This window comes from Sedimentitalea arenosa, from assembly GCF_016428585.1.
In the GTDB taxonomy this organism is placed as follows: domain Bacteria; phylum Pseudomonadota; class Alphaproteobacteria; order Rhodobacterales; family Rhodobacteraceae; genus Sedimentitalea; species Sedimentitalea arenosa.
Genome location: NZ_JAELVR010000005.1, coordinates 239195 through 260579 on the forward strand (window position 1 = coordinate 239195; position 21385 = coordinate 260579).

Genomic DNA, 21385 nt, shown 5'->3' on the forward strand with positions numbered 1-21385 from the left:
GGTTCGGTCAATCGCTTCCGGTCGCCCCTCTCAGCGACCCTTGAAGAGTCCGCCGAGAATTCCACGCACGATACGGCGCCCGGTCGTCCCGGTCAGTTCCTTCATCACGTTCTTGGTCAGCGCCTCGCCGAAACTTTCGGTCTGTTTGGTCGGGCGCGACGTTGAACGCGGCACCCGACTGCCGCTATAGCGCCGCGCGGCGTTGAACTCGCGAAACATGGGCTCCATCTGCTCCGCGGTTTCCTCGGCCTTCTCGGCCGCGGCTGCGGCGTCTTCGGCCCGTTTGGCGAGCATCTCGAAAGCGGATTGGCGATCAAGCGGGGTGTCGTACTTGCCGGCCATATCTGACGTCTCGAGGATCGCTGCTCGGTCCGTCTCGGCGATAGGGCCCAACTGCGAGGATGGAGGACGGATCAGCGTGCGCTCGACGATGCCGGGTACGCCCTTGTCCTGCAGCATCGATGTCACGGCCTCACCGACGCCGACCTCGCGGATGGCCACCTCGGTCGAGAAGCGCGGGTTCTCACGATAGGTTTCGGCCGCGAGCTTGAGCGCCTTGCGGTCCTTGGCGGTAAAGGCGCGCAGGGCGTGTTGAATGCGGTTGCCGAGTTGCCCGAGAATGTCCTCAGGCACGTCGGCCGGGTTCTGCGTGACGAAATAGACTCCGACACCTTTGGAGCGGATCAGCCGGGCTACCTGTTCGACCTTGTCGACCAGCGCGCGGGGCGCATCGTCAAACAGCAGGTGGGCTTCGTCGAAGAAGAACACCAGCTTGGGTTTGTCCGGGTCGCCGACTTCGGGCAGGGTTTCGAACAATTCGCTGAGCAGCCACAATAGGAAGGTGGCATAGAGGCCGGGCGCGCCCATGAGTTTGTCGGCCGCAAGGATGTTGATGCGCCCGCGTCCGTCCGCGTCGTGGCGCATCAGATCCGCGAGGTCGAGGGCCGGTTCTCCGAAGAGTTGCGCGCCGCCCTGGTTTTCGAGCACAAGGAGCCGCCTTTGGATCGCGCCGATCGAAGCTGTCGACACGTTGCCATAGCGCAGCGACAAGTCTGCCCGGTGTTCCCCGATCCAGACCAGCAAGGATTGCAAGTCCTTGAGGTCGAGCAGCGGCAGCCCCTCCTCGTCGGAAAGGCGGAAGGCGATGTTCAGGATGCCTTCCTGCGCCTCGGTCAGCTCGAGCAGGCGTGCGAGCAGCAGGGGCCCCATCTCGGCCACGGTGGTGCGTACCGGATGGCCTTGTTCGCCCAGCAGGTCCCAGAAGGTCACGGGATAGGCGCTGTAGGCATAGTCCGACAACCCGATCGTCGCGGCACGCTTGCGAAACGATTCGTCGAGCTTGTGTGCGGACGAGCCTGATCGGGCGAGACCGGAGAGGTCGCCCTTGACGTCGGACAAAAAGACCGGAACGCCCGCATCGCTGAAACCTTCGGCGAGGATCTGCAGCGTGACGGTCTTGCCGGTGCCGGTGGCTCCGGCCACCAGGCCGTGGCGATTTGCGTATTTCAGCGTCAGACCTTGCGGCTCTGCATAGTCGGCCCCGCCGCCTCCGACGAACAGCTTTTCCTGCATCAGATGCGATCCTTTACCCTGCGTTCCCTGCCGACCATACAAAGTTAACCTATAGCTGCCATATCTATTTGTGCCCGCGGATGTGGTCCTTTCAGGTCTGTGGGCACTTCCTCCCTGTCAGACTGGCCGTGCCCTCGGGTACGGCCTTTTTTGCTCCCCCTCCTAAAGTCGCAGGCCACATTGATCTTTGGGAATTTTTTTCGTGTTTTCTGTTGACCCACGCACGCCCCTTTCGTAACGTCCGGTCAATAACTAAGTCGGCCAGTCCGACGGGGAGAACGCATAGAGAAGGAGGCCGTCCGGCCTCCTTTTTTCATGTGTAGGGACAACGTGGTGCTGTCGCGGTGACTCTGCCCGCAGCGCGGACTGCGACCTGACAGATCCGTGCAAGGATTTCATCGTCACCCCCCTGACAGCGGTCACTGCGCGTGATAGGCCATTCGCCAGCAGTAGACCCTAACAAGAGACACAGAAATGTTCAGACCCCTTTCCCTGATCACCGCGCTGGCCTTGAGCACCGCGGCCCTTCCCGTTCTCGCCCAACAGGCCGAGACCGACGACCCCGCCGCAGAGGCGACAACAGGAGATACTCCGGCGCCGGCAGCACAGAGCCCTCTTGATCTTGGACAGGAGGTCGCGACCGGTCCGCAACTCGGCGAACGCTACTCCAAGGAGAAGTTCGGCGATTGGGATCTCGCCTGCATCAAGACCGAAGGCGAGACCGACCCCTGCTCTTTGCTGCAGATCCTGACGGACGGGAACGACAATCCGGTTGCCGAAGTGTCGCTATTCCGGATCGACAATGGCGGGCAGGCTGCGGCGGGCGCGACCGTCCTTGTCCCGCTCGAAACCCTGCTGACCGCGCAACTGACGATCTCGGTCGATGACGGACCCGGCAAGCGATACAACTTCGCCTTCTGCAACCAGTTGGGCTGTGCGGCGCAGATCGGGCTGACCCAGCAGGATATCGACGCGTTCAAGCGCGGCAAGACGGCGACTGTGTCGATCGTGCCCGCGCCCGCCCCGGATCAGGTCGTGGCGCTGCCGATGTCGTTGAGCGGGTTCACCGCAGGATACGAAGCCGTCGACGTTCTTCGTCAGTAGGCACAACAAAGACATCCGGCCGGATGACAGCGTCCGGCCGGAGGGTCACCGTTCTAGATTTTGCGCAACACCAGCACCGCATTCATGCCACCGAAGGCAAAGGCGTTGGTGATTGCCACCTCGACATGCGCCTCGCGCGCCTCGTTCGGCACCACGTCCAGCGCGCATTCCGGATCGGGTTCCTCATAGCCGATCGTGGGCGCGATGATCCCGTCTCGTAGTGCCATGATGCAGGCGAGAAGCTCGACCGCGCCGGTGCCGCCGATCAGGTGGCCGTGCATGGACTTCGTTGAACTGATCATCAGCCGGTCGGCGTGGGCACCAAAGACGTCGGCCACGGCGGCGCATTCCGTCTTGTCATTGGCGGCGGTGCCCGTGCCGTGGGCGTTGATATACCCGACCTGATCGTGCGCCACGCCTGCATCGTCCAGCGCGTTGGCCATCGCCCGCGCCGCACCTTGCTTGGACGGCATCACGATGTCGGACGCATCCGACGACATGGCGAAGCCGATCACCTCGCAGAGAATTTCGGCCCCGCGCGCGCGGGCATGTTCGAACGCCTCGAAAACGAAGATCCCCGCTCCTTCGCCCTGGACCATTCCGCTGCGCCCGAGCGAGAACGGGCGACAGGCGTCCTTGGACATGACGCGCAGTCCCTCCCACGCCTTGACGCCTCCGAAGCAGAGCATGGACTCCGAGCCACCCGTGACCATCGCCGGGGCCATGCCACTCCGCACCATTGCAAAGGCCTGGGCCATGGCATGGTTCGACGACGCGCAGGCGGTCGAGACGGTGAAAGACGGACCCTTGAGGTTGTACTCCATGCTGACATGGCTTGCGGCGGCATTGTTCATCAGCTTGGGCACCACGAAGGGATGAACCCGGTTCTTGCCGTCTTCGTAAACCGAGCGGTAATTGTCATCCCATGTGCTGACCCCGCCGCCTGCGGTTCCCAGGACCACGCCCGACCGCGCCGCCAGATCGCCGCTGAAGACCAGCCCGGATTGTTCGATCGCCTGCTTGGCGGCGATCAGGGTGAATTGCGTGAACCGGTCATACAGGGACAACTGTTGCCGATTGAAGCGGCCCTGCGCATCGAAATCACGCACTTGTCCGCCGATCCGGATCGCCAGCCTCTCGACATCACGAAACTCGAGCTCTCCTATACCGCAACGGCCTTCGCGCATCGCAGCCAGCGTCTCAGGTACGGTCTGGCCCAGAGCGTTGATCGTGCCCGCGCCGGTGATGACGACCCTGTTCACCGGTCAGGTGCCCCGGCCTGACAGCTCTTTTGACTCTGCCATCAGCTTCTCGATGCCCGCGACGATCGCCGCGACGCTCGAGATGTCGAAATCGCTGGCGCCGGGATCATTGGCGTTGAAGGGGATCGAGATGTCGAATTCCTCCTCGATGGCGAAAATACTCTCGACGAGCCCAAGGCTGTCGATCCCCAGGTCTTCAAGCGTACTGTCCATCGTGACGTCGGAGGGTTCAAGCACCGCCTGGTCGGCGATGATGGCGATCACCTTGTCCTGAATGCTCATCCCGGCCTCCCGATTTGTCGTTCCGGCCTTGATTTAGTCTTTCGGTTCCTGTTTGAAAACAGCCTTTTGCAGCGCCGCGACGTCGCGCGCCAGTCGGGGCAGCCGGCGCTGTGCCTTGTATATCTCCGTGTGGATTTCCATCTTGACCGCGGGATAGCCCATCAGAACGCGGCCCGCCGGAACGTTCGAGAGGATCTTGGTGCCTCCGGTCGCCACGACGTTGTCTCCTATAAAGATGTTGTCCACCACGCCGACCTGTCCCGCCAGGATCACACTCTTGCCGATATCGACCGAGCCCGAGATTCCCACCTGACCGCAGAGCAGGCAATCGGTTCCGACGCGGGTATTGTGTCCCACATGAACGAGGTTGTCGATCTTGGTGCCACTGCCGATCTCGGTGTCGCGGATTGTGCCATTGTCGATCGTGCAATTCGCTCCGGTCTCGACGTCGTCCCCGATGGTCACGGCGCCCAAGGAATGGATGCGTACCCATTCCTGCGGTTTGGCGTCCCCTGAATCCTTCATGGTCTTGCGCACGGTTTCGGCGGTCGACACCTCTGGGGTCACAAAGGAAAACCCGTCAGAACCGATCCGCCCGCCGGGCTGCGCGACGAAGCGTGCTCCGATGGTGACCCGCGCGCCGATGCTGACCATTTCGCGCAGATAGGCGCGTTCTCCCAGAACGGCATCCGTTCCGACAAAGCAATGTGGCCCGATCACCGAGCCGGCACCGATGCGGGCCCCCGCTCCGATCACGCTGAGCGGGCCGATCGACACGTCCGGGCCGATCTCGGCGGTTGGGTCGACCACAGCCGAAGGATGGATGCCGGGTGCGAAGCCCTGCCCCGGATCCAGCATCCGAGTCACGCCCGACATCGCCATGCGCGGGCGGGGCGCGAAGATGGCGGCGGAAAGCCCCATCGCCTGCCAGTCTGCTTCGGGCCAGAGGATCGCTGCCCGCGCCGCGCCCTTGCCAAGTTCTTCGGCGTATTTCGGAGACATGGCAAGCGCCAGATCATCAGGCCCGGCCTGCCCCGGCTCCGCTGCGCGGCCGATCGACAAATCGGTGTCGCCCACGGCTTCGGCGCCAAGCGCCTCGGCGATGTCGCTGATCTTGAAGTGCATATGGCCCCCCGTGTGCTGATGGGAGCGTGATTACCCCTGAACGCCGGTCAGGACCACCCCCGCCCGGTCGAGCGCCTCCCAAATTCTGCCATCGCGCCCGTAAACGTCACGGCGATACTCGGCCTGGCCGGTCTGGTTCATCAGCGCGGTGCGATAGACGATGTGCACCGGAACCGGTTGCTCAAGCGAGATCTTGGTCTCGCGTCCGGATTTCAGTGCGCGCAGGAATTCGGCGACCGGATCGGCCGCTTGCGGGGCGAGCAGCGCGTAGGCAAAGTCGAACGGATCCGCGAGACGGATACACCCATGCGAGAAAGCCCGGACGTCGCGGTCGAACAGGTTTTTCGACGGCGTGTCATGCAAATAGATGTTGTACTTGTTCGGGAACATGAACTTCACCAGACCCAAGGCGTTGGACTTGCTCGGCGGCTGGCGCATCGCGAAGGGAAAGCTGCGGGCACTGTATTGCGCGAAATTCGCGCTGGAACGGTCCACCCGGCGGCCGCGGCTGTCGGTAATCTCGATATGGCTGACCGCGTAGGGGTTGTTCCTGAGCTTGGGCAGATATTCCTTGGTCACGATCGAGCGCGGGACGTACCAGCTCGGGTTGACCACCATGAACTCCATCTGGTCCGAGAATTCCGGGCTACGCCGGTCCGACGTGTTCTTGCCGATGACCGAACGAGTTTCGAACGTGACCTCGCCATGGTCGACGATCCGAGCGGTGAAATCGGTCTGGTTGACCAGGATATGTCGCTCGCCCAGGTCCATGTTGATCCAGCGTTCCCGCTCCATTGCAACGATGATGGATTTCAGGCGTTCTGTGGCCGGTTTGTTGACCTCACTGATCGTCTCCTTGCCGGCAACCCCGTCGGCCACCAGCCCATGCGCCGCCTGAAAACGGCGGACCGCTTCCTGCAATGCGGAATCGTAGCTTTGGCTGGCCGTTGCGGGCAGATGGCCCATGGCGACCAAACGGTCGCGCAGGGCGATCACGGCCGCCCCCTCCTGCCCCGGCTTCAAGGTGTTTCCCGGCACCGCTGGTCCCCAACCACCCTGAGCAATCAGATCCTGCAGACGCATCTTCTCCTTCATCAGGCCACGGTACTGAGTCGAGGTCGGTGGCAAAGACTGGAGGACTGCGCGTGGGTCACCGTCCGAAAACCGTTTCAACGTCTCGAGCCGGTCGCGATAGGGCACCTCAAGCACGAGCCCCGAATCCACCCGAGACGGCACAAGAACGCCTGTCTGGACGTCGCGTGCATAGCGCAGGAACGCTTTGCTGAGGGCGACCTCGACCGAACCAAGATCGCGACTGCTGCGCGCGGACTCCATTTGCCGCATCAACCCGGCGAGATCATAGCGCCCTATCGGCAGACCGTGCGACGGGGCCTGCGTCAGCACACGGACCAGTTCGGCGCGCCGTTCGCGATGAGCGTCGCTGTTTCCGGTCCACAGAGGGGCGTACTCCGTTTCGCGGTAAAAGGCGGAGATGTCCTCGTCACCGGCCGCTGCCTCGGCAACAGCCTGCTTGAACGCCGTCACCTGCGCCTCGGCGGGTGCGACCAGCGCCGCAACGAGCCAAGCCAGCGCAACAGCGAACACTTGAAGAATGCGGTGTGGGTTTACGGCGATCTGCTGAGCCATGAAGCGACCTCTTCGAAAAATGTGTTTACCTGATCAAACTATTGACATCGCAAACTGTTTCCGTCGGGTTGAGCCATGTCCATTCACATTTGCTCCACCACACGCGGCAAACGTGCCGTGGTGCAGGGGCGCAACGGTCAGCCGAGCCTTGCCAGAGTGCCGTTTGAGATGCGCGATAATTCGCCGAAAATGCAATGTTCTTAAAAGTTGCGTGATAACAAGCTTGGCGGAAGCACCCGACTGTGGCATGAGTGTGACACATCCGGGGATGGATTACTAAAAATGCACACGTAACATCGTGTGCCGGCAGGAACGAAATAGCGTACAGGACGGCGCAGAGACATGACAGAAACCAGCACATCGGGATTCACCCGGCGTTCATTGCTGGGTGCCTTCGCGGCAACGGCAGTCACGGCAGCACCAACATTCGCAAATGCAGCAGGCTTCCTGCGCGGAGGTGGCGATATTCGCCGGATCCGCATGTATTCGGGACGTACCGGTGAACGGATTGACATGATCTACTGGATCGACGGTCACTACATCAAGGACGCCGTCAAGGAAGTGAACCACTTCATGCGCGATTGGCGCACCGACCAGACCAAGCAGATCGACCTGCGCACGGTCGACATCATGGCCGCGGCACACAACCTGATGGACGTCAGCGAACCCTACATGCTTCTGTCGGGATATCGCAGCCCACAGACGAACGCGATGCTGCGCAGCCGCTCGCGTGGCGTGGCCAAGAATTCGCTTCACATGCAGGGCCAGGCCGCCGATCTGCGGTTGTCCTCGCGCTCCGTCAACCAGATGGCCAAGGCGGCTGCTGCCTGCCGCGCAGGTGGTGTGGGACGCTACTCGCGGTCGAACTTCGTGCACATGGATTGTGGCGTGGTCCGGACCTGGGGCGGCTGAGCCAGCTTCCCTTTCCACTTTCGAACACATCAACCGACCGTTGCCGAGGCAGCGGTCTTTTTTTGTCGCCCTATCGTCAGAGCCGTGTTGAAAGCAATCGAGCCGCCCTGATGGTCAGGGCGGCTCGGTTTTGACAAGCGAATTGTCCTTGTTCAGAACTGCAGCGACAGGTCCCTGTGCACCGCGTTACAGGAGGCCAGGAATAGTGCCTGGTCGCGGCTCAACTTGGGCTGCTGGCGCGAGCCGACGGTTTCCGAGATACCTGCCATGTAGGCCTCGAGTTCGGGCTTGAGCGCGGCCCCTGCCCCTTCACGCCAGACCAGCTGCGCCTCGAACGCCGCGATCGCGTTGTCGATCTCCTCGTTCGCGACTTCGAGATCGAGGCGGTTCGGCCTGAGCACGCGCTCCGCCTTGGACAGCGCGGAGGCCACGTCGCGACCACCGGGCACCTGGTTGAACAGGCTGCCAACCTCGTCGACGATGGCCTCTGCTGCCTCGGGATCGCTATTGGCCACGACATCGGGCAGTTTTCGCAGTTCAGGCTCAAGCGCCTTGAACGCCTCGTTCGCGTCGAGCACGGCAAGGAACTCGGCAACCGGTTCAACCGCGTCATCAGACGCCCGCCGATAGGTGTTGCGCGCGGTTTCCTCGGCCTTGGTCAGCGTTGCGAAGGTGTCGTGAACGCCCTCCCAGCTTTCTGGGATCTGTGCGGCGATAGCTGCCTTTTCCTCCTCGAGCTTCGCCGTGCGCTCTGCGAGCGTCTGAAGGCGCTCGGCACTTTCCTCGGGGTCGAGGAAGCGACCCGCCCTGCGCAGTTCCTCGATCTCGGCATCGATCTTGCGCATGTCCTTTTCAAGATCGCGCACGATGCGCTGTACGGGCCGGTATTCCACTGCCGCTTCGTTCACGGCCGCTTCGGTCTCGGTGATCGTGTCCAGCTGTGCAAGGGCCGTAGCTGCACTTTCAAACGACTCCGACAGGTCACTCGCGAAAGAGCCGGGCAAGCTCGACAGATCCAGCCCCTGCGCTCTCTGGATGGCCGCCGAGATCGCAGTGCCATTTTCGGCCACTTCGGCGCGAACGTACTCTTCCAGACACTGCTGCAACTTCGGGTTTCGCGGCGGTGGCGACGTGTCCGAAAGAAAGCTCATCCGGTTGGGCAAGTAGTTCACCAGCTGCGGGTAGTAGCCGACAATGGCCAACGCCGCCAATTGCAGGCAGATGAAGGCGATGACGCCCTTGTAGATCTGCACCGTCTTGACGATCGCCGGAGCGACCCCGCGCAGATAGAACAGCGCGAACCCGAAAGGTGGCGTCAGGAACGAGGTCTGGATGTTCAAGCCGATCATCACACCCAGCCAGACGGCGGTGATGTTGGCTTCAGGATCGGCGAGAAGGATCGGCGCGACGATCGGCACCACGACCACGGCGATCTCGATGAAGTCGAGGAAGAAGCCGAGGATGAAGATCACCGCCATGACGATGATGAACTGGGTCCAGAAGCCGCCCGGGAGCGAGTTCAGGAAATCGCGCACCAGCTCCTCGCCACCGAAGGCGCGGAAGGCCGCCGTCAACATCGCGGCGCCCAGAAGGATGATGAAGACCAGCGAGGTTGTCTTGGCGGTCTCGATCATCACTTCGCGCAACGTGTTTTCGACTCGCAGGATGCGGATACCGCTCCAGATGAGCGAGACGACGAGCATGACAACGGCGATCGTTCCGATGTAGATGCCGGTGAAATCACCGCCGTTCACGATCAGCGCCTTGGCATTCATGTCATAGTTCGAGAGGCTGTACACGATCAGCAGAAGTGCCAGAATTGCCATCAGGGCGGGGAAATAAGTCCATCGGTTCTGTTCCGTGATCCGGTAGCCCGCCATGAGCATCGCGCCCGCGGCGCCAATCGCCCCGGCCTGGTTCACGGTTGCGACACCGGTCAGGATCGATCCGAGCACGAGGAAGATCAGCGTGAGCGGCGGCACCAATGTCAGCAGAACGTTGCCCCAGAACGCCGTGTCGCGAGCCCCCTCATAAGGGACGGCGGGGGCAGACTTGGGACGCAGAAGCGCGAAGATCAGGATGTAGACCATGTAGATCAGGACCAGCACGATGCCCGGCACGAGCGCGCCGAGAAACATCTCGCCCGCACTGGTCGAGGCGACGTCGTAGACGCTCGGCATGCTCAATTCGCCTGTCGCTTCGGTGTAAAGCGCCTTGCGGGTGGTGCTTGCCTGGTCTGTGGCGCTGGCCAGCTGGTCGGCGAGGATGATCAGCACGATAGAGGGCGGGATGATCTGGCCAAGCGTGCCCGAGGCGGCGATCGTGCCGGTGGCGAGCGACTGCGAATAGTTGTTGCGCAGCATGGCAGGCAGCGAGATCAGCCCCATCGCGACAACGGTTGCGCCGACAATGCCGGTGGTGGCCGCCAGCAGCGCGCCGACGAAGACCACCGATATCCCGAGTCCACCAGGAACCGGGCCGAACAGGCGCGCCATGGTCACCAAGAGATCCTCGGCGATCTTGGAGCGCTGCAGCATGATCCCCATGAAGATGAAGAGCGGAATGGCGATCAGCGTGTCCCGTTCGACCTCCCAATAGACCCCGCGCAGGTTCGTCACCCCCGCGGTCAGCCATTGAGAGGGGCCGCCGGAATGGAAATAGGCATCCGGGTTGCCCGCGAAGATGTAGCCGCTGCCAGCCGCGAGAACGATGGTGATGATGGCCGCGCCGGGCAAGGCGAAGGCGACGGGGAAACCCGACCCCAGCGCCGTGGCCATGATGACGATCAGAACGAGCAGAAAGAAGAGTTCCATGGTTCCGACCTCAGTGAGCGATGGGGGCGACTTCGCGCCGCCCGGGTTCGTCGCGCGTATCCGCGACAGCTTCGAAGAGATAGCTGACGAACTGGATCAACATCGTTCCCGCGAAAATCGCCAGGAAAGCAGCCATCTGGTACTTGACATACATGCCCGCCGTGCCGGTCTGCGAGACTTCGAAATTGGCGATCGGAGAATTCACGATGGCGTTCTTGGACCCCATACCGATCAGGATTATGGCCCAAACGGTCACCATGCCCAGCAGGATCGAGCCGACCGCATTGACCCGACCCTTCCGACGCTGGCTGAACCCGGCATAGAGCACGTCGACGCGCACATGGCCTTCGTGCAGCAGCGTGTAAGCCGATGCGAAGAGAAACAGCGCCGCATACCAGTAACGAACCAGATCGCCCATCAGCGCCTGTTCATAAGAGAAGACGAAGCGCGAGATCACGATCAGAAGTTCGGCGATCACGATCATTAGTGCCAGCCAGATGAAGCCGAGTGAGCGTGAGAACAGCGCGGCCACGAAGCCGAGCACAACAAGCGGCACATGCACGAAAGGACCGACGAAATGCGCGCGGATCATTTCCCGGGCGATGTCATCGGAGAAGAAGACAGTGAGAAGTCCCTCGACGCGCAGGAAGGCGATGATGAAGTCGGCCACGCCGACGAAGAGCACGGCGAAATAGCAGCCGCGGATAAGGTAGGCGTTGAAGTTGCTGATCAGCTGAGCGTCATAGCGCAGGGCACGATTGGGCGTTCGCGCGACCATGAAGCCCGCTCCCACAAGTGCCAGTATGTAGATCCCCAACACCAGCCATCCTCGGCTATCGGACCCGTCCATAACCGATGTCACGCTTGGATAGTCGAACCAGACGATCAGGGTGTTGTTGATCATGAAGGCTGCCAGCAGAAACAGCATGGCCCATCCGAAGGTTCGGACATAGGGCGCCGGTGCTCCCCGCGGTGACAGGATCTCCGCTTCAGTCGTTGCGCTCATTGAAAAATCCCCAAACTGCCATTGTGCTGGTCAATGTCACGCGGGCCTCCGCGCCGGACATGACAGGCCCCCATGGAAAAAGCAGGAGCCGACGGATTCCGTCAGCTCCTGCCACAGTCATACGTGAGTGTCAGACGATGCCCAGAACCCGGTTCCGCTGGTTCGAGAACTCGACCTCGGCGACCGCGCGCCAGGAGCCGATTTCACGCAGGGCATCCTGATAGGCGTCGTTGATCTTCGCCGCCAGCGGCGAGTGACCGCGGGTTTCTTCGAAGACCTCTGCCGCGGCATCGCCGAAGGCATCCCAGACTTCTTCGTTGAATTGCCGGGGCTCCACGCCATGCTCGTTGATCAGGCGCGCGAGGTATTGACCGTTGTTCGCGGCGGCTTCTTCGACCTGTGCCGCCATTTCCTCGTTGCAGCAGACTTCGATCACGGCTTTTTCGTAGTCGGACAGGGTCGAATACCACTCCTTGTTCATGGCAAAGCCGAGACCGCCGCCCGGCTCGTGCATGCCGCCGGTATAGTAGTACTTGGCGGCTTCGTAGAACTTCATGAAATAATCGTTGTAGGGGCCGACCCATTCCGTCGCTTCGACAGCGCCGGAGACGAGGTTTTCATAGATCTGGCCACCGGGCAGCGATACGGTCGACACGCCCAGCTTGGACATCACTGTCCCGCCAAGGCCCGGGATACGCATCTTGAGACCTTGAAGGTCGTCGGGGCTGTTGATTTCCTTGTTGAACCAGCCGCCAGCCTGGGCGCCGGTGCCGCCGCAGGTGATGGTCTTGAGGCCAAAGCCGTCGGTCAGCTCGTCCCAGAGCTCCTGTCCGCCCTTGAACTTGATCCAGGCGTTCCATTCCGGCGTGGTCATTCCGAAGGGGACTGACGTGAAATAGGCGAAACCCGGGTGCTTGCCGGTAAAGTAGTACTCGGCACCGATGTAAGCCTGGCTGTTGCCCGATGCGACTTCGTCGAACACGTCGAATGCGCCAACACGCTCACCGGCGGCGAAATACTCGGTGCGCAGCGCACCGTTGGACACGACCGGAATGCGCTCGGCCAGGCGTTGAGCCGAAGATCCGAGACCGGGGAAGTCCCGCGGCCAGGTCGATACGATGGTGATGGTCTTTGCGCCCTGAGCGTTGACGATGGAGGGCGCGGCCAGCGCGGCTCCGGTGCCGGCGACCGCTGCGCCCTTCAAAAACTTGCGACGTTCCATACTCTGTTCTTCTCCCTTGAGTTCGCGACGTTTATTTTTGCTTTTTGAGGAGGTCGATCGAAGCCACGCCCGACCGACCCCCCGGTTTGCCGCGCCAGCCTATTCGGAACATGCGGAAATGCAATGTGTTTTCTGGCGAAATTCATCCAACTTCAGGGTTTGGGGGACGTCTGCACACGCCCAGGGCGAATTCAGCGATGAAAGCCTAAGCTTGACGTTGGGGCACCTTCACGCGGTTGTGCTCCTGCGCGTCCGAGATCGTTTCCACAGAGCGACCCATCGAGTCTCGGTCGAGTCACACCAGGCTCGAGAGCCGAGGTCGCGGGCAGCGCACAATCATGGTCGTTCTTGCCGTTCGACCTGCACACCCGCATCCGTCAGGATGAAGTCGAGCGGTATGTCGTGCGGTTGCGGATAGATCGTTTGGAGCCGGGCGGTATGAAACCCGACGCCGATGCTCACGGGGCGCGGTGCAAGTGCGGCCAGAGTTCGGTCGAAATATCCGCCGCCATATCCAAGGCGAAATCCCGCAGGATCCCACCCAACAAGCGGCGCGAGGGTGATGTCCGGTGTCATTGGCTCGGCGTCCGGTGGCGGAACGGGGATGTTCCAGTCGCCGCGCACCATTCGTGTGTCGGGCGTCCAGCGGCGGAACGCCAGGGGTGCGGCTTTCACCTCCACCAGCGGCAGTGCGATGGTCACACCCTCGTCGTGAAGCTCGGCCATCAGAGGTCGCAGGTCGGGCTCTCCCTTGATCGGCCAATAGACGGACAACACCTTGCCCCTGCCCCCATTGAAACGGTTGATCAAAAGGCGTTGCAGTTGCTTGGCCAGCGACACGCTCACATCCTTGCGGGACGCGACGCTCATCCTGTCGCGTGCTGCGCGCAGGCGGTTGCGTTCCGCACCGCGCCAGCGGGCCACATCGCGGGCCTGCTCCGGGTCTGTGGCCAGCGGGTCAAAGTAATCGGGCGCGATCTCGCGTGCCATACAGGGGGGCGAGGCGTAGGTGCCCGAGGCGCTTTTTTCATCATGGCTCATGTCACGTGCTCCCTCTGCGACCGATTATCGGGCAGAACGGGCATTGGGGCCCAAAGTGCCCTCCCTTTGCGGCGCATCATGTCCGGTTCTCCTTGAACCCGAGCCTAGGCCCGCTAATAGGTGCTGTAAATGCGAATTGAAACGGAGCCTGCCGGTCATGCGCCTTACCTCTTTCACCGATTACGGTCTGCGCATGCTCATGCTGATGGCCAGCGCCCCGGAGCGCGCCTATTCCACCGCCGAACTGGCCGACGCGTTCGGCCTGTCCAGAAACCACCTCGCCAAGATCATGCAGAGCCTGTCGCGCGGCGGCTTGATCGAAACGCGCCGCGGCGGCGGCGGCGGGGCGGTGCTGGCAAGACCGGCAAGCGAGATCCGGCTCGGGGCGGTCGTGCAGCATCTCGAGCAAGGTCAGGCTCTCGTGGAGTGCTTCGCCGGCGATGGCGGAAATTGCACGATCCACGCACAATGTCGTCTCAAGGCACGGCTGCGCTCGGCCGAGACCGCATTCCTGAGCGATCTTGACCGCTCGACGCTGGCCGATATCGCCCTGGAACCAATTGCGCAAACCGAATAGGGGGACGGGGTCAGCGCAACAACGATCAGTTCGTCGGAACCCGGTTTTTCAGAAGACCAGTACCCGGTCGATAACCCAGAATGCGGCAAGGCTGCCGATCGCATAGCCCGCCCCACGCGTCAGAGCGCGACCGTGTTGGGCAAGCATCGGATAAAGACGGTAGAGCGCGGCCCCAACCGCCCACACGACGGCAATGAACAGGATCTGCCCGATTTCAACCCCGGCGTTGAATGCAAACAGCGCGAGCGGGATATCGTCCTGAGGCAGACCGATTTCGCGCAAGGCGCCGGCAAAGCCAAGCCCGTGGATCAAGCCGAAAGAAAACGAAACCACCCAGGGAAACCGCTCGGCGAACGGATCGCGCCGCTCGGGCGGAAGCGCCAGTTCATAGGCGAGAAACACGATGGACAGCGCGATCACCGCTTCCACCGGTGGTGGCGGCAGATTGAGGGTGCCGAGCGCGGCTGCCGCGAGGGTTATGCTATGGGCCACGGTAAAGGCCGTGATCGCCCAGAGCAGTCGCGCACGCCCGCGCACCAGCAATACCAGAGCGAAGACGAAGATCAGGTGATCGATCCCCTCCAGGATGTGGGTGATGCCAAGGCCCACATAGCTCTGCAGGATGTCGAGCGGCCCCGCTTCGGGCGGAATCGTGAAGCCGATCGTCGCCGCGGTCAGACGCTCCACCTGAACCTTGCCCGGAGTCAGTTCGTATCGCACGAGCGTATCGGTCCGGGTTGTTTCCAGCCCGCCGATCACGATGTCGCCACCGGCCAGCCCATCAGGACAAACGGCGATCCAGCGTGCCGTCCATGCGCGGCCGTCGAAAGTGAATGGCGGTGGCTCATGGGTGCAGGTCTCGGGCAGAAGGGCCTCGATCGGCATAGGACGGCCGTTGACATCGGGGACACGCCAGGTCACGCGCCAGCGGCTCTCATCCACCGAAACGAGTTCGAGGTATCCCGGATCCAGCGCATGGCTGACCCCAGTCTGGGGCGCAAGGATTCCCAACAGAGCGATTAGTGTGATGACAAGTTGTCTCACTCCGTGAGCACCGCCGATGCATCCGGCAAGGTGATCGAATAGCGCCCGAGCAGGGAGTCCGAGAACGCGTCTCGCGAGTCTCTCGCCCTGACCGAACGCCACTCGGCCTCGACGCGCTCGCGGATGTCCGAAAGGCTTGGAAGGGCGGCTTCCGAGCGCTCCGAAACCCGCACGAGGTGCTGACCGTAACCGCTCCTGATCGGTCCGCTCCAGTGCCCGAGCGGTTGACCCGCGAGCGCATCGCCGAACCCGACCCCGAACACGCGGTCGATCGCGACGACGGCCATTTCGTCCAACCTGGGCGGAAGTAGATTTGTGGCTCCGATCTCCGACGGTCTCGCCCCTTGCCGTAACTCGGCGAGCGTCGCGGCGACGTCTTCCTCGCCTGCACCGGATGGTAGCAGAATTTGCTCGAACGACAGCCGCAGGGGTTTGGCAAACCTCTCTGCATCTGCCTCGAGAAACGCCTGAAGATCCGCGTCACTCGGTTCGAGCCGGGCCGCATCGGATTCCGCCAGAAACTCCATCTTGAGCTTCAGGCGCTGCCGGATCACCGCGTCGCCCTGGTCCAGACCAAGACTGCGCGCCTCCCGCACATAGGCCTCCTCCAGAACCCATGCCTGCATCATACCCCGCAGCTCGGCTTCGGTCGGTGGACGGTTCCAGGTTGCCGCGAACTGTTCGGCCAGAAGCCGTGCGTCGCGTTCGCTCATCTTTATAACGCCCTCGGAGGGCGCCGCCGGAGCATCGGACAGCAGCGCATAGGCGGCGAAAACCAATCCGCCAAGCACCGCGAAATGGGTCAGTGGGGACTTCAGGATGCTCGACATTCGGTTCTTTCCAGTTGCGTCATGTGCCCGTCTCGAGCTTGCCTGTGTCATGCCGGCGCGCCCGGCAGGGCGGCAGCCATCACGCCGATCGCGACAACCCATGAACCGGCCACCGCGCCGGCCAAGCGACCCAATCGCGACTGGATGATATCCAGAGCCGCCCAGAGAAACAGGACGAAGATCGCAATGCCGACCGCGGTGCCGCCGGTGGACAGCAGTAGCGATCTGACATCGGTCAGTACATCGCCGGCGATCCCGGCCAGAAGTGCAATGGCGCCCGCCATGATGGCAACCAACCCGGCAGGCAAGGCGATCCCGAAGATGGCGACCCCACCCAGGATCACGGCGACGAGCCCGGCGGATCTGGAATCGAGGCTCGGCGTGCTCACAGCCAAGTGTATCAGCGGCCCAAAGCATGCGCAGAGCAGCAGAACCAGGAAAGCGGGCCGCACGACTTGCACGGGTTGGCGCGCCAGCAGCACCGCTATCCCGGCCAGAACCAATCCCTGCGCCGGGTCTGCCAACGGATGCAGGAGCCCCTGGTAGAAAGGCCCGAGATCACCGAACGCCTCGTGCGATTGCGCAGTGCCAGGCTGCAGAAAAAAAGCGAACGCCCCTGCGAGATACCGAAGCCTCATAGGGCCCCTGTCAGGAACCCGACGCCCGCCGCAGCGATGACGCCGCCTGCGGAGCGCACAGCGACAGTTCCGGCCTTTGACCGGGTCAGGACACCGAAAGCGATACCGCAAAGGTGCAAAAGCCCGGTCCCGATCACGAAGCCTGCGGCATAGGCCAGCGGGCTTATCGCCGCGGGCATTTCGGTGCCATGCGCGTGCCCGTGGAAGATTGCGAAGAAAGCGACGATGATTGCAGCGACCGCCAGGGGCGGACGCGCGGCCAGCAGGACAGCCAGGCCAATGACCAGTGCCGAGGCGGCGATGCCGGTTTCGATCCCCGGAATCGGCACACCGGCCGCCCCCGCTGCTCCGCCAAGCGCCATGACGAGCGGAAAGGTCACGGGCAGCAACCAGACTGCGGGTTTGCCGAGAAACGCCCCCCACAGGCCCACCGCGATCATCGCGGCAACATGGTCCCATCCGAGGATCGGATGCAGGAACCCGGTGACGAAACCGCCGCCGGCGTCGCTCGTCGAGTGCGCAAGGGCCGGCGTCGATGCGAAAAGCGCCGCGACAAACAGCGGAAACAACCTGGGTTTCAAGGGATCCTCCTCGTGGATGGCCACAGTCGCTCCGGTCGCGCCACTTGCGTCGGGATATTTCAGTATCCAAGCGTATAGTGCAAGTGGCGGCGCCCCGATTTCGGGCACGCTGTGATCTATGCCTGTTACCGCGCCGTGCCGCGCCGACACGGCCAGGCGTGATCGAGGCGTTGAGATTGCAAAAAAAGCAGACCCAGGGGTATGCCGCCCAACATCCGGTGGTCGCGCCATCAAAAATGGCCGCCCTATTGTGAACACAAGCCGGTTTTTTCCCGTTCAGCGCAGGCGGCGGGCGGCGGACGGTCACAGTGACAAGCCTGCGCCACTTGGGAGGAACACAATGAGGAAATCGCTTGTAGCCTCGGCTGTTGCCGCGGCTTTCATGATGCCATCCGGCGCGATGGCGCAGGACAGCATCAAGCTCGGCATTCTGGTCGCGTTGGAAGGGGCCTTCGCCGAAGGCGGTGCCGATGGCGTGCGCAATGTCGAACTGGCGTTGCAACAGGCCGGGTTCGAAGCTGGCGGCAAGAAGATCGAGTATGTCGTCGCCCCGTCCGACACCACGCCGGACACGGCCGTGCGCCAGGCGCGCAAGCTGATCGAACAGGATGGCGTCGACATCATCATCGGGCCGCTGTCAGGCTCGGAAGGCATCGCGATGCGTGACTATGCCAAGACGGTTCCCGACAAGACCATCATCAACGGCATCTCCGGCGCGCTGGAAACCACCTGGGTCGATCCGGCGCCGAACTTCTTCCGCTTCAACCTCGATGGCGCGCAATGGGGCGCGGGCCTCGGCACGTATGTGGTCGAAGAAAAGGGATGGAACCGTGTCGCGACGGTGGCGGCGGATTATTCCTTTGGCTACACTAACTTCCTCGGCTTCGCGGTGGATTTCTGCCGCGCAGGCGGTGAGATCGTCGAGCGCTTTTGGGTGCCGCTGGGCTCGTCCGATTTCGGCGGCGTGATCGCGTCGCTGCCTGACGACGTGGATGCGATCTATCTCGGCGTCGGTGGCACCGATGCCATCAATTTCCTGAACCAGTACAACCAGGCCGGTTCGGAAACCAACCTGATCGGCGGCACGATCATGGCCGACCAGACGGTTCTGACCTCGCGCGGACGCGCCAAGGACGCGCTGATCGGAACGCCGACCTCCGGCCCGCTGGCGTCTGACGATCCTTCGGAGGCGTGGCAGAACTACGTGAAGGCCTATCAGGAAGCCTTCCCCGAGGATGAGCGGTTCCCAAGCCCGTCGCTTTTCGGTGTCGGTTATTACATCGCGACCCTCGCAGCACTTCAGGCCATCAACGAGGTCGGCGGTGACCTGGGCGATGGGCAGGCGGCACTGCACGAGGCCTTGTCGTCCAATCCCTTGGATACGCCCCTCGGCACAGTCGAACTGAACGAGAACCGTCAGGCGTCCGGCTCGGTCTTCATCACCGAAGTCGTGGATGATGGCGAGGGCGGCCTGAAGAACGTGTTCAAGGCGCGCGTCGACAACGTGACCCAGACGCTCGGCATGACACCGGAAGAGTTCCGCGCCATGGGTCTGCCGTCCCGCGACAACCCGGATTGCGCAGCGCTCGGCGGAGGCGGCTGAGCCAACCCTGCGCGAGACAGAGCGGCCGGGCGGATCAGACCGCCCGGCCATTCCGTGGGGAGCGACACGCCTCCCCACATCGACCTGCACGCCTTGTTCCGGAACTCGTCGCATGTCGCTGATCAACTATCTGACCCGCATTCATTTTGCCGAGCATGTTCTGGAGGACGCGCTTGGCTTGGAAATCGCGCGGCTGGGCGGACGGAGACCCCTGATCCTGTTCGATCCCGATGGCGCGGCAAGCTGCGCACGCAGTTTGATCGAGGATACGATACCCGCATCCTGTGCCGCGATGTGGTGCGAGGAAAGCGCATTCGCATGCGACACCGCGGACATGCCATGTCGACGAGACCGCGACACGGTGAAATCGACGGGCTGCGATCTCGTCGTCGCGTTCGGCGGCACGGCGGCTCAGGAAGCAGGACGCCGGATCGCGGTTGCCCGATCGCCGAGATTGCCTCTTGTCGCGATCCCCACGACAACATCCGATATCGGACTACCGACCCGTGCCACCAGTGCTCACCCGGTGCTGCCCGACGCGATCCTGTGCGATCCGACGCTGACCTATTGGCTCGCGAGCGATCGCACGGCCGCGCATGGGTTCGACGCCCTGACACGCTGCATCGAGGCATTCCTTGCACCCGGCTTCAACCCGCCAGCGGATGGCATTGCACTCGAAGGGGTGCATCTTCTCTCATGCCATCTCGAGGCGGCCGTGACCGAGGGCGACCGGCCCGAAACGCGGCGTTATGTGATGGCGGCAGCACTGAACGCGGCCTTGGCCGGGCAGAAAGGCCTTGGGGGGGTCGAGGCGTTGACGCGAGCCATTTCGGCCGAATGTGGCGCGGGCCGTCCGCAAGGCTACCACCATGCTTCGGTGCTGCCGCGGGTTCTGAACTTCAATGAGCCGGCAGTAGGCGACCGCTATGCCCGTCTCGCCGTTGCACTACAGACCCCGCCAAAGGACGACCCTATCCAGGCTTTGACCGAATTGGGCACCCGGATCGGCCTGCCCGACCGGATCGGCCATCTTGGACTTGCGCCAGCGGCCCTCCGCCGGGTCGCACGCAACGCTGCCGCCGATCCGGCCAGCCAGACCAATCCACGCCACGCGACGCAGGCGGATTATCTGGACCTGCTCGCCCAGGCGGTCTGAATGGCGCCGACAATTCGCTTGGTGACTTCAGGTTGCCGCGCTAACATGCCGCATCTGCGCGTCGAAAGAACGCGAGACTGGGAGGAGATATGAGTACCGCTGTCGCCGTGTTCCACGGGGCCTTTGGACGTGTGTGCCTTTATTCGATAGATCGCCGCATGGCGCCACACGCACATCGCGAAGGCCATCTGATCTTTCATGTCCAGGGTCCGTCTGCGCATATGTGTGTGGGAGATACACTCTGGCCGGTGTCGCCGGGACAGGCGATTGCCGTCAGTCCCTGGCAGCCGCATTTCTTTCAGCCGGGCCCGTCGTCCACCCCCACCCTGACGCTCGTTCTCTATATCCGTCCCTCATGGTTCATCGAGGTGGCACGGCAAGCGACCGCGACGATGCAGTTCGGGCGTGTCGGAATCGAGGTCACGGACCGGTTGATGCGGATGGTCTGTGGCACCGCCTCGACCATGCTGGACCCGGACTCGCATGATCCGATGCTCGAAGATCGCCTTTGCGCGCTGTCGCAGGCGGCTTACGACCAGTCCTGGCAATGGACGTCACAGGGCCGAGGCTTTGTCGGCGCGGATGTCGTCGGGCGCGATTTCCGCATCCGCCGGTCGCTCAAGATCCTCGGCAACGCGATCGGGGAAGACCTCGAACTGAACAGCGTGGCACGCGAGGTCGGCCTGTCGCGACCCCATTTCTACAAGCTGTTCCGCGAACAGATGGGCGTGACGCCCAACCTCTACCTGAATGCGCTGCGCATGGAGCGTGCGATCGACAAGTTGACCACCAGCGACGAGGCGGTGGCCGATATCGGATTCGACCTCGGTTTTGCCAGCCAGGCCAGCTTCTCGCGTTTCTTCATCTCCAACGGAGTCGTGCCGCCCACAGTCTATCGTCGCTGCGTACAGACGATGTCGCTGCATTGACGGAACGCGCTCCGTCGCGCTCGCTTTAGCCGACGCCGGGC

The 21385-nt window shown here is 62.7% G+C and carries 19 protein-coding genes; 6 read left to right on the top strand and 13 right to left on the bottom strand.

The genetic code is table 11. From position 1 onward, the window contains the following. Positions 1–30 precede the first annotated feature (30 nt). Positions 31–1572 carry a helicase HerA-like domain-containing protein gene (locus tag JF290_RS09345; protein WP_199024578.1) on the bottom strand — a complete coding sequence of 514 codons (1542 nt, stop codon included), beginning with the start codon at positions 1570–1572 and terminating at the stop codon, positions 31–33. A 474-nt stretch (positions 1573–2046) separates the two neighbouring features. On the opposite strand from JF290_RS09345, the gene JF290_RS09350 reads away from it, so the two are divergent. Continuing rightward, the gene (locus JF290_RS09350; RefSeq protein WP_199024579.1) at positions 2047–2676 is read left to right on the top strand and encodes an invasion associated locus B family protein; all 630 of its coding nucleotides are present in this window, start codon (positions 2047–2049) and stop codon (positions 2674–2676) included. A gap of 53 nt (positions 2677–2729) precedes the next feature. Here the strand turns inward: JF290_RS09350 and JF290_RS09355 are convergent, their stop codons facing one another. Genes JF290_RS09355 through JF290_RS09370 form a run of 4 tightly spaced genes read right to left on the bottom strand, consistent with a single transcriptional unit; the run spans position 2730 to position 6992 of the window. Then, positions 2730–3938, bottom strand: a complete 1209-nt coding sequence (locus JF290_RS09355; RefSeq protein ID WP_199024580.1) for a beta-ketoacyl-[acyl-carrier-protein] synthase family protein — start codon at positions 3936–3938, stop codon at positions 2730–2732. Positions 3939–3941: 3 nt separating this feature from the next. After that, positions 3942–4220 (bottom strand): acyl carrier protein, encoded by a 279-nt coding sequence (locus JF290_RS09360; protein WP_199024581.1) that lies wholly within the window; start codon positions 4218–4220, stop codon positions 3942–3944. Between the two features lie 33 nt (positions 4221–4253). After that, entirely contained in the window at positions 4254–5345 is a 1092-nt protein-coding gene (locus JF290_RS09365; RefSeq protein ID WP_199024582.1) for a UDP-3-O-(3-hydroxymyristoyl)glucosamine N-acyltransferase, read from the bottom strand. A gap of 30 nt (positions 5346–5375) precedes the next feature. Further along, positions 5376–6992, bottom strand: a complete 1617-nt coding sequence (locus JF290_RS09370; protein WP_199024583.1) for a L,D-transpeptidase family protein — start codon at positions 6990–6992, stop codon at positions 5376–5378. 342 nt (positions 6993–7334) lie between these two features. Between JF290_RS09370 and mepK the strand changes: the two genes are divergently transcribed. After that, positions 7335–7904: a peptidoglycan L,D-endopeptidase MepK gene (gene mepK / locus JF290_RS09375; RefSeq protein ID WP_199024584.1), complete on the top strand. Its 570-nt coding sequence runs from the start codon at positions 7335–7337 to the stop codon at positions 7902–7904. A gap of 152 nt (positions 7905–8056) precedes the next feature. Here the strand turns inward: mepK and JF290_RS09380 are convergent, their stop codons facing one another. The 4 genes from JF290_RS09380 to JF290_RS09395 all read right to left on the bottom strand — a co-directional run bounded on the left by JF290_RS09380 (position 8057) and on the right by JF290_RS09395 (position 13986). Then, entirely contained in the window at positions 8057–10717 is a 2661-nt protein-coding gene (locus JF290_RS09380) for a TRAP transporter large permease (protein ID WP_199024585.1), read from the bottom strand. Positions 10718–10727: 10 nt separating this feature from the next. Then, positions 10728–11723, bottom strand: a complete 996-nt coding sequence (locus tag JF290_RS09385; protein WP_199024586.1) for a TRAP transporter small permease subunit — start codon at positions 11721–11723, stop codon at positions 10728–10730. A 130-nt stretch (positions 11724–11853) separates the two neighbouring features. Next, positions 11854–12945, bottom strand: a complete 1092-nt coding sequence (locus JF290_RS09390) for a TRAP transporter substrate-binding protein (protein WP_199024587.1) — start codon at positions 12943–12945, stop codon at positions 11854–11856. Positions 12946–13281: 336 nt separating this feature from the next. Further along, positions 13282–13986, bottom strand: a complete 705-nt coding sequence (locus JF290_RS09395; RefSeq protein ID WP_233155229.1) for a 5-formyltetrahydrofolate cyclo-ligase — start codon at positions 13984–13986, stop codon at positions 13282–13284. Between the two features lie 157 nt (positions 13987–14143). Here JF290_RS09395 and JF290_RS09400 point away from each other — a divergent pair, with 157 nt between their 5' ends. Next, positions 14144–14563 (top strand): Rrf2 family transcriptional regulator, encoded by a 420-nt coding sequence (locus JF290_RS09400; RefSeq protein WP_199024588.1) that lies wholly within the window; start codon positions 14144–14146, stop codon positions 14561–14563. Positions 14564–14611: 48 nt separating this feature from the next. Here JF290_RS09400 and JF290_RS09405 read toward each other — a convergent pair whose 3' ends face one another. The 4 genes from JF290_RS09405 to JF290_RS09420 are packed head-to-tail and all read right to left on the bottom strand — an operon-like array spanning position 14612 to position 17656. Further along, the gene (locus JF290_RS09405) at positions 14612–15574 is read right to left on the bottom strand and encodes a HupE/UreJ family protein (RefSeq protein ID WP_233155230.1); all 963 of its coding nucleotides are present in this window, start codon (positions 15572–15574) and stop codon (positions 14612–14614) included. A 29-nt stretch (positions 15575–15603) separates the two neighbouring features. Then, the gene (locus tag JF290_RS09410) at positions 15604–16437 is read right to left on the bottom strand and encodes a peptidyl-prolyl cis-trans isomerase (RefSeq protein ID WP_199024589.1); all 834 of its coding nucleotides are present in this window, start codon (positions 16435–16437) and stop codon (positions 15604–15606) included. A 47-nt stretch (positions 16438–16484) separates the two neighbouring features. Then, positions 16485–17075, bottom strand: coding sequence for a hypothetical protein (locus tag JF290_RS09415; RefSeq protein ID WP_233155231.1), 591 nt, complete (start codon positions 17073–17075; stop codon positions 16485–16487). Next, on the bottom strand, positions 17072–17656 hold the full coding sequence (locus JF290_RS09420) for a HupE/UreJ family protein (RefSeq protein WP_233155232.1): 585 nt from the start codon (positions 17654–17656) through the stop codon (positions 17072–17074). The genes JF290_RS09415 and JF290_RS09420 overlap by 4 nt, the downstream gene beginning before the upstream one ends. Before the next feature lie 340 nt (positions 17657–17996). Here JF290_RS09420 and JF290_RS09425 point away from each other — a divergent pair, with 340 nt between their 5' ends. The 3 genes from JF290_RS09425 to JF290_RS09435 all read left to right on the top strand — a co-directional run bounded on the left by JF290_RS09425 (position 17997) and on the right by JF290_RS09435 (position 21344). After that, on the top strand, positions 17997–19259 hold the full coding sequence (locus tag JF290_RS09425) for an ABC transporter substrate-binding protein (RefSeq protein ID WP_199024592.1): 1263 nt from the start codon (positions 17997–17999) through the stop codon (positions 19257–19259). Positions 19260–19371: 112 nt separating this feature from the next. After that, positions 19372–20415: a dehydroquinate synthase/iron-containing alcohol dehydrogenase family protein gene (locus JF290_RS09430; protein ID WP_199024593.1), complete on the top strand. Its 1044-nt coding sequence runs from the start codon at positions 19372–19374 to the stop codon at positions 20413–20415. 158 nt (positions 20416–20573) lie between these two features. After that, positions 20574–21344, top strand: a complete 771-nt coding sequence (locus JF290_RS09435; protein WP_233155254.1) for an AraC family transcriptional regulator — start codon at positions 20574–20576, stop codon at positions 21342–21344. The last annotated feature ends 41 nt before the right edge of the window (positions 21345–21385 follow it).

Excerpts from the sequence above, each read along its gene's own strand:
- JF290_RS09345 (WP_199024578.1), bottom strand. The coding sequence starts at position 1,572 with ATGCAGGAAAAGCTGTTCGTCGGAGGCGGCGGGGCCGACTATGCAGAG.
- JF290_RS09350 (WP_199024579.1), top strand. The coding sequence starts at position 2,047 with ATGTTCAGACCCCTTTCCCTGATCACCGCGCTGGCCTTGAGCACCGCG.
- JF290_RS09360 (WP_199024581.1), bottom strand. The coding sequence starts at position 4,220 with ATGAGCATTCAGGACAAGGTGATCGCCATCATCGCCGACCAGGCGGTG.
- JF290_RS09365 (WP_199024582.1), bottom strand. The coding sequence starts at position 5,345 with ATGCACTTCAAGATCAGCGACATCGCCGAGGCGCTTGGCGCCGAAGCC.
- JF290_RS09370 (WP_199024583.1), bottom strand. The coding sequence starts at position 6,992 with ATGGCTCAGCAGATCGCCGTAAACCCACACCGCATTCTTCAAGTGTTC.
- mepK (WP_199024584.1), top strand. The coding sequence starts at position 7,335 with ATGACAGAAACCAGCACATCGGGATTCACCCGGCGTTCATTGCTGGGT.
- JF290_RS09380 (WP_199024585.1), bottom strand. The coding sequence starts at position 10,717 with ATGGAACTCTTCTTTCTGCTCGTTCTGATCGTCATCATGGCCACGGCG.
- JF290_RS09385 (WP_199024586.1), bottom strand. The coding sequence starts at position 11,723 with ATGAGCGCAACGACTGAAGCGGAGATCCTGTCACCGCGGGGAGCACCG.
- JF290_RS09390 (WP_199024587.1), bottom strand. The coding sequence starts at position 12,945 with ATGGAACGTCGCAAGTTTTTGAAGGGCGCAGCGGTCGCCGGCACCGGA.
- JF290_RS09395 (WP_233155229.1), bottom strand. The coding sequence starts at position 13,986 with ATGAGCCATGATGAAAAAAGCGCCTCGGGCACCTACGCCTCGCCCCCC.
- JF290_RS09400 (WP_199024588.1), top strand. The coding sequence starts at position 14,144 with ATGCGCCTTACCTCTTTCACCGATTACGGTCTGCGCATGCTCATGCTG.
- JF290_RS09410 (WP_199024589.1), bottom strand. The coding sequence starts at position 16,437 with ATGTCGAGCATCCTGAAGTCCCCACTGACCCATTTCGCGGTGCTTGGC.
- JF290_RS09415 (WP_233155231.1), bottom strand. The coding sequence starts at position 17,075 with ATGAGGCTTCGGTATCTCGCAGGGGCGTTCGCTTTTTTTCTGCAGCCT.
- JF290_RS09425 (WP_199024592.1), top strand. The coding sequence starts at position 17,997 with ATGAGGAAATCGCTTGTAGCCTCGGCTGTTGCCGCGGCTTTCATGATG.
- JF290_RS09430 (WP_199024593.1), top strand. The coding sequence starts at position 19,372 with ATGTCGCTGATCAACTATCTGACCCGCATTCATTTTGCCGAGCATGTT.
- JF290_RS09435 (WP_233155254.1), top strand. The coding sequence starts at position 20,574 with ATGGCGCCACACGCACATCGCGAAGGCCATCTGATCTTTCATGTCCAG.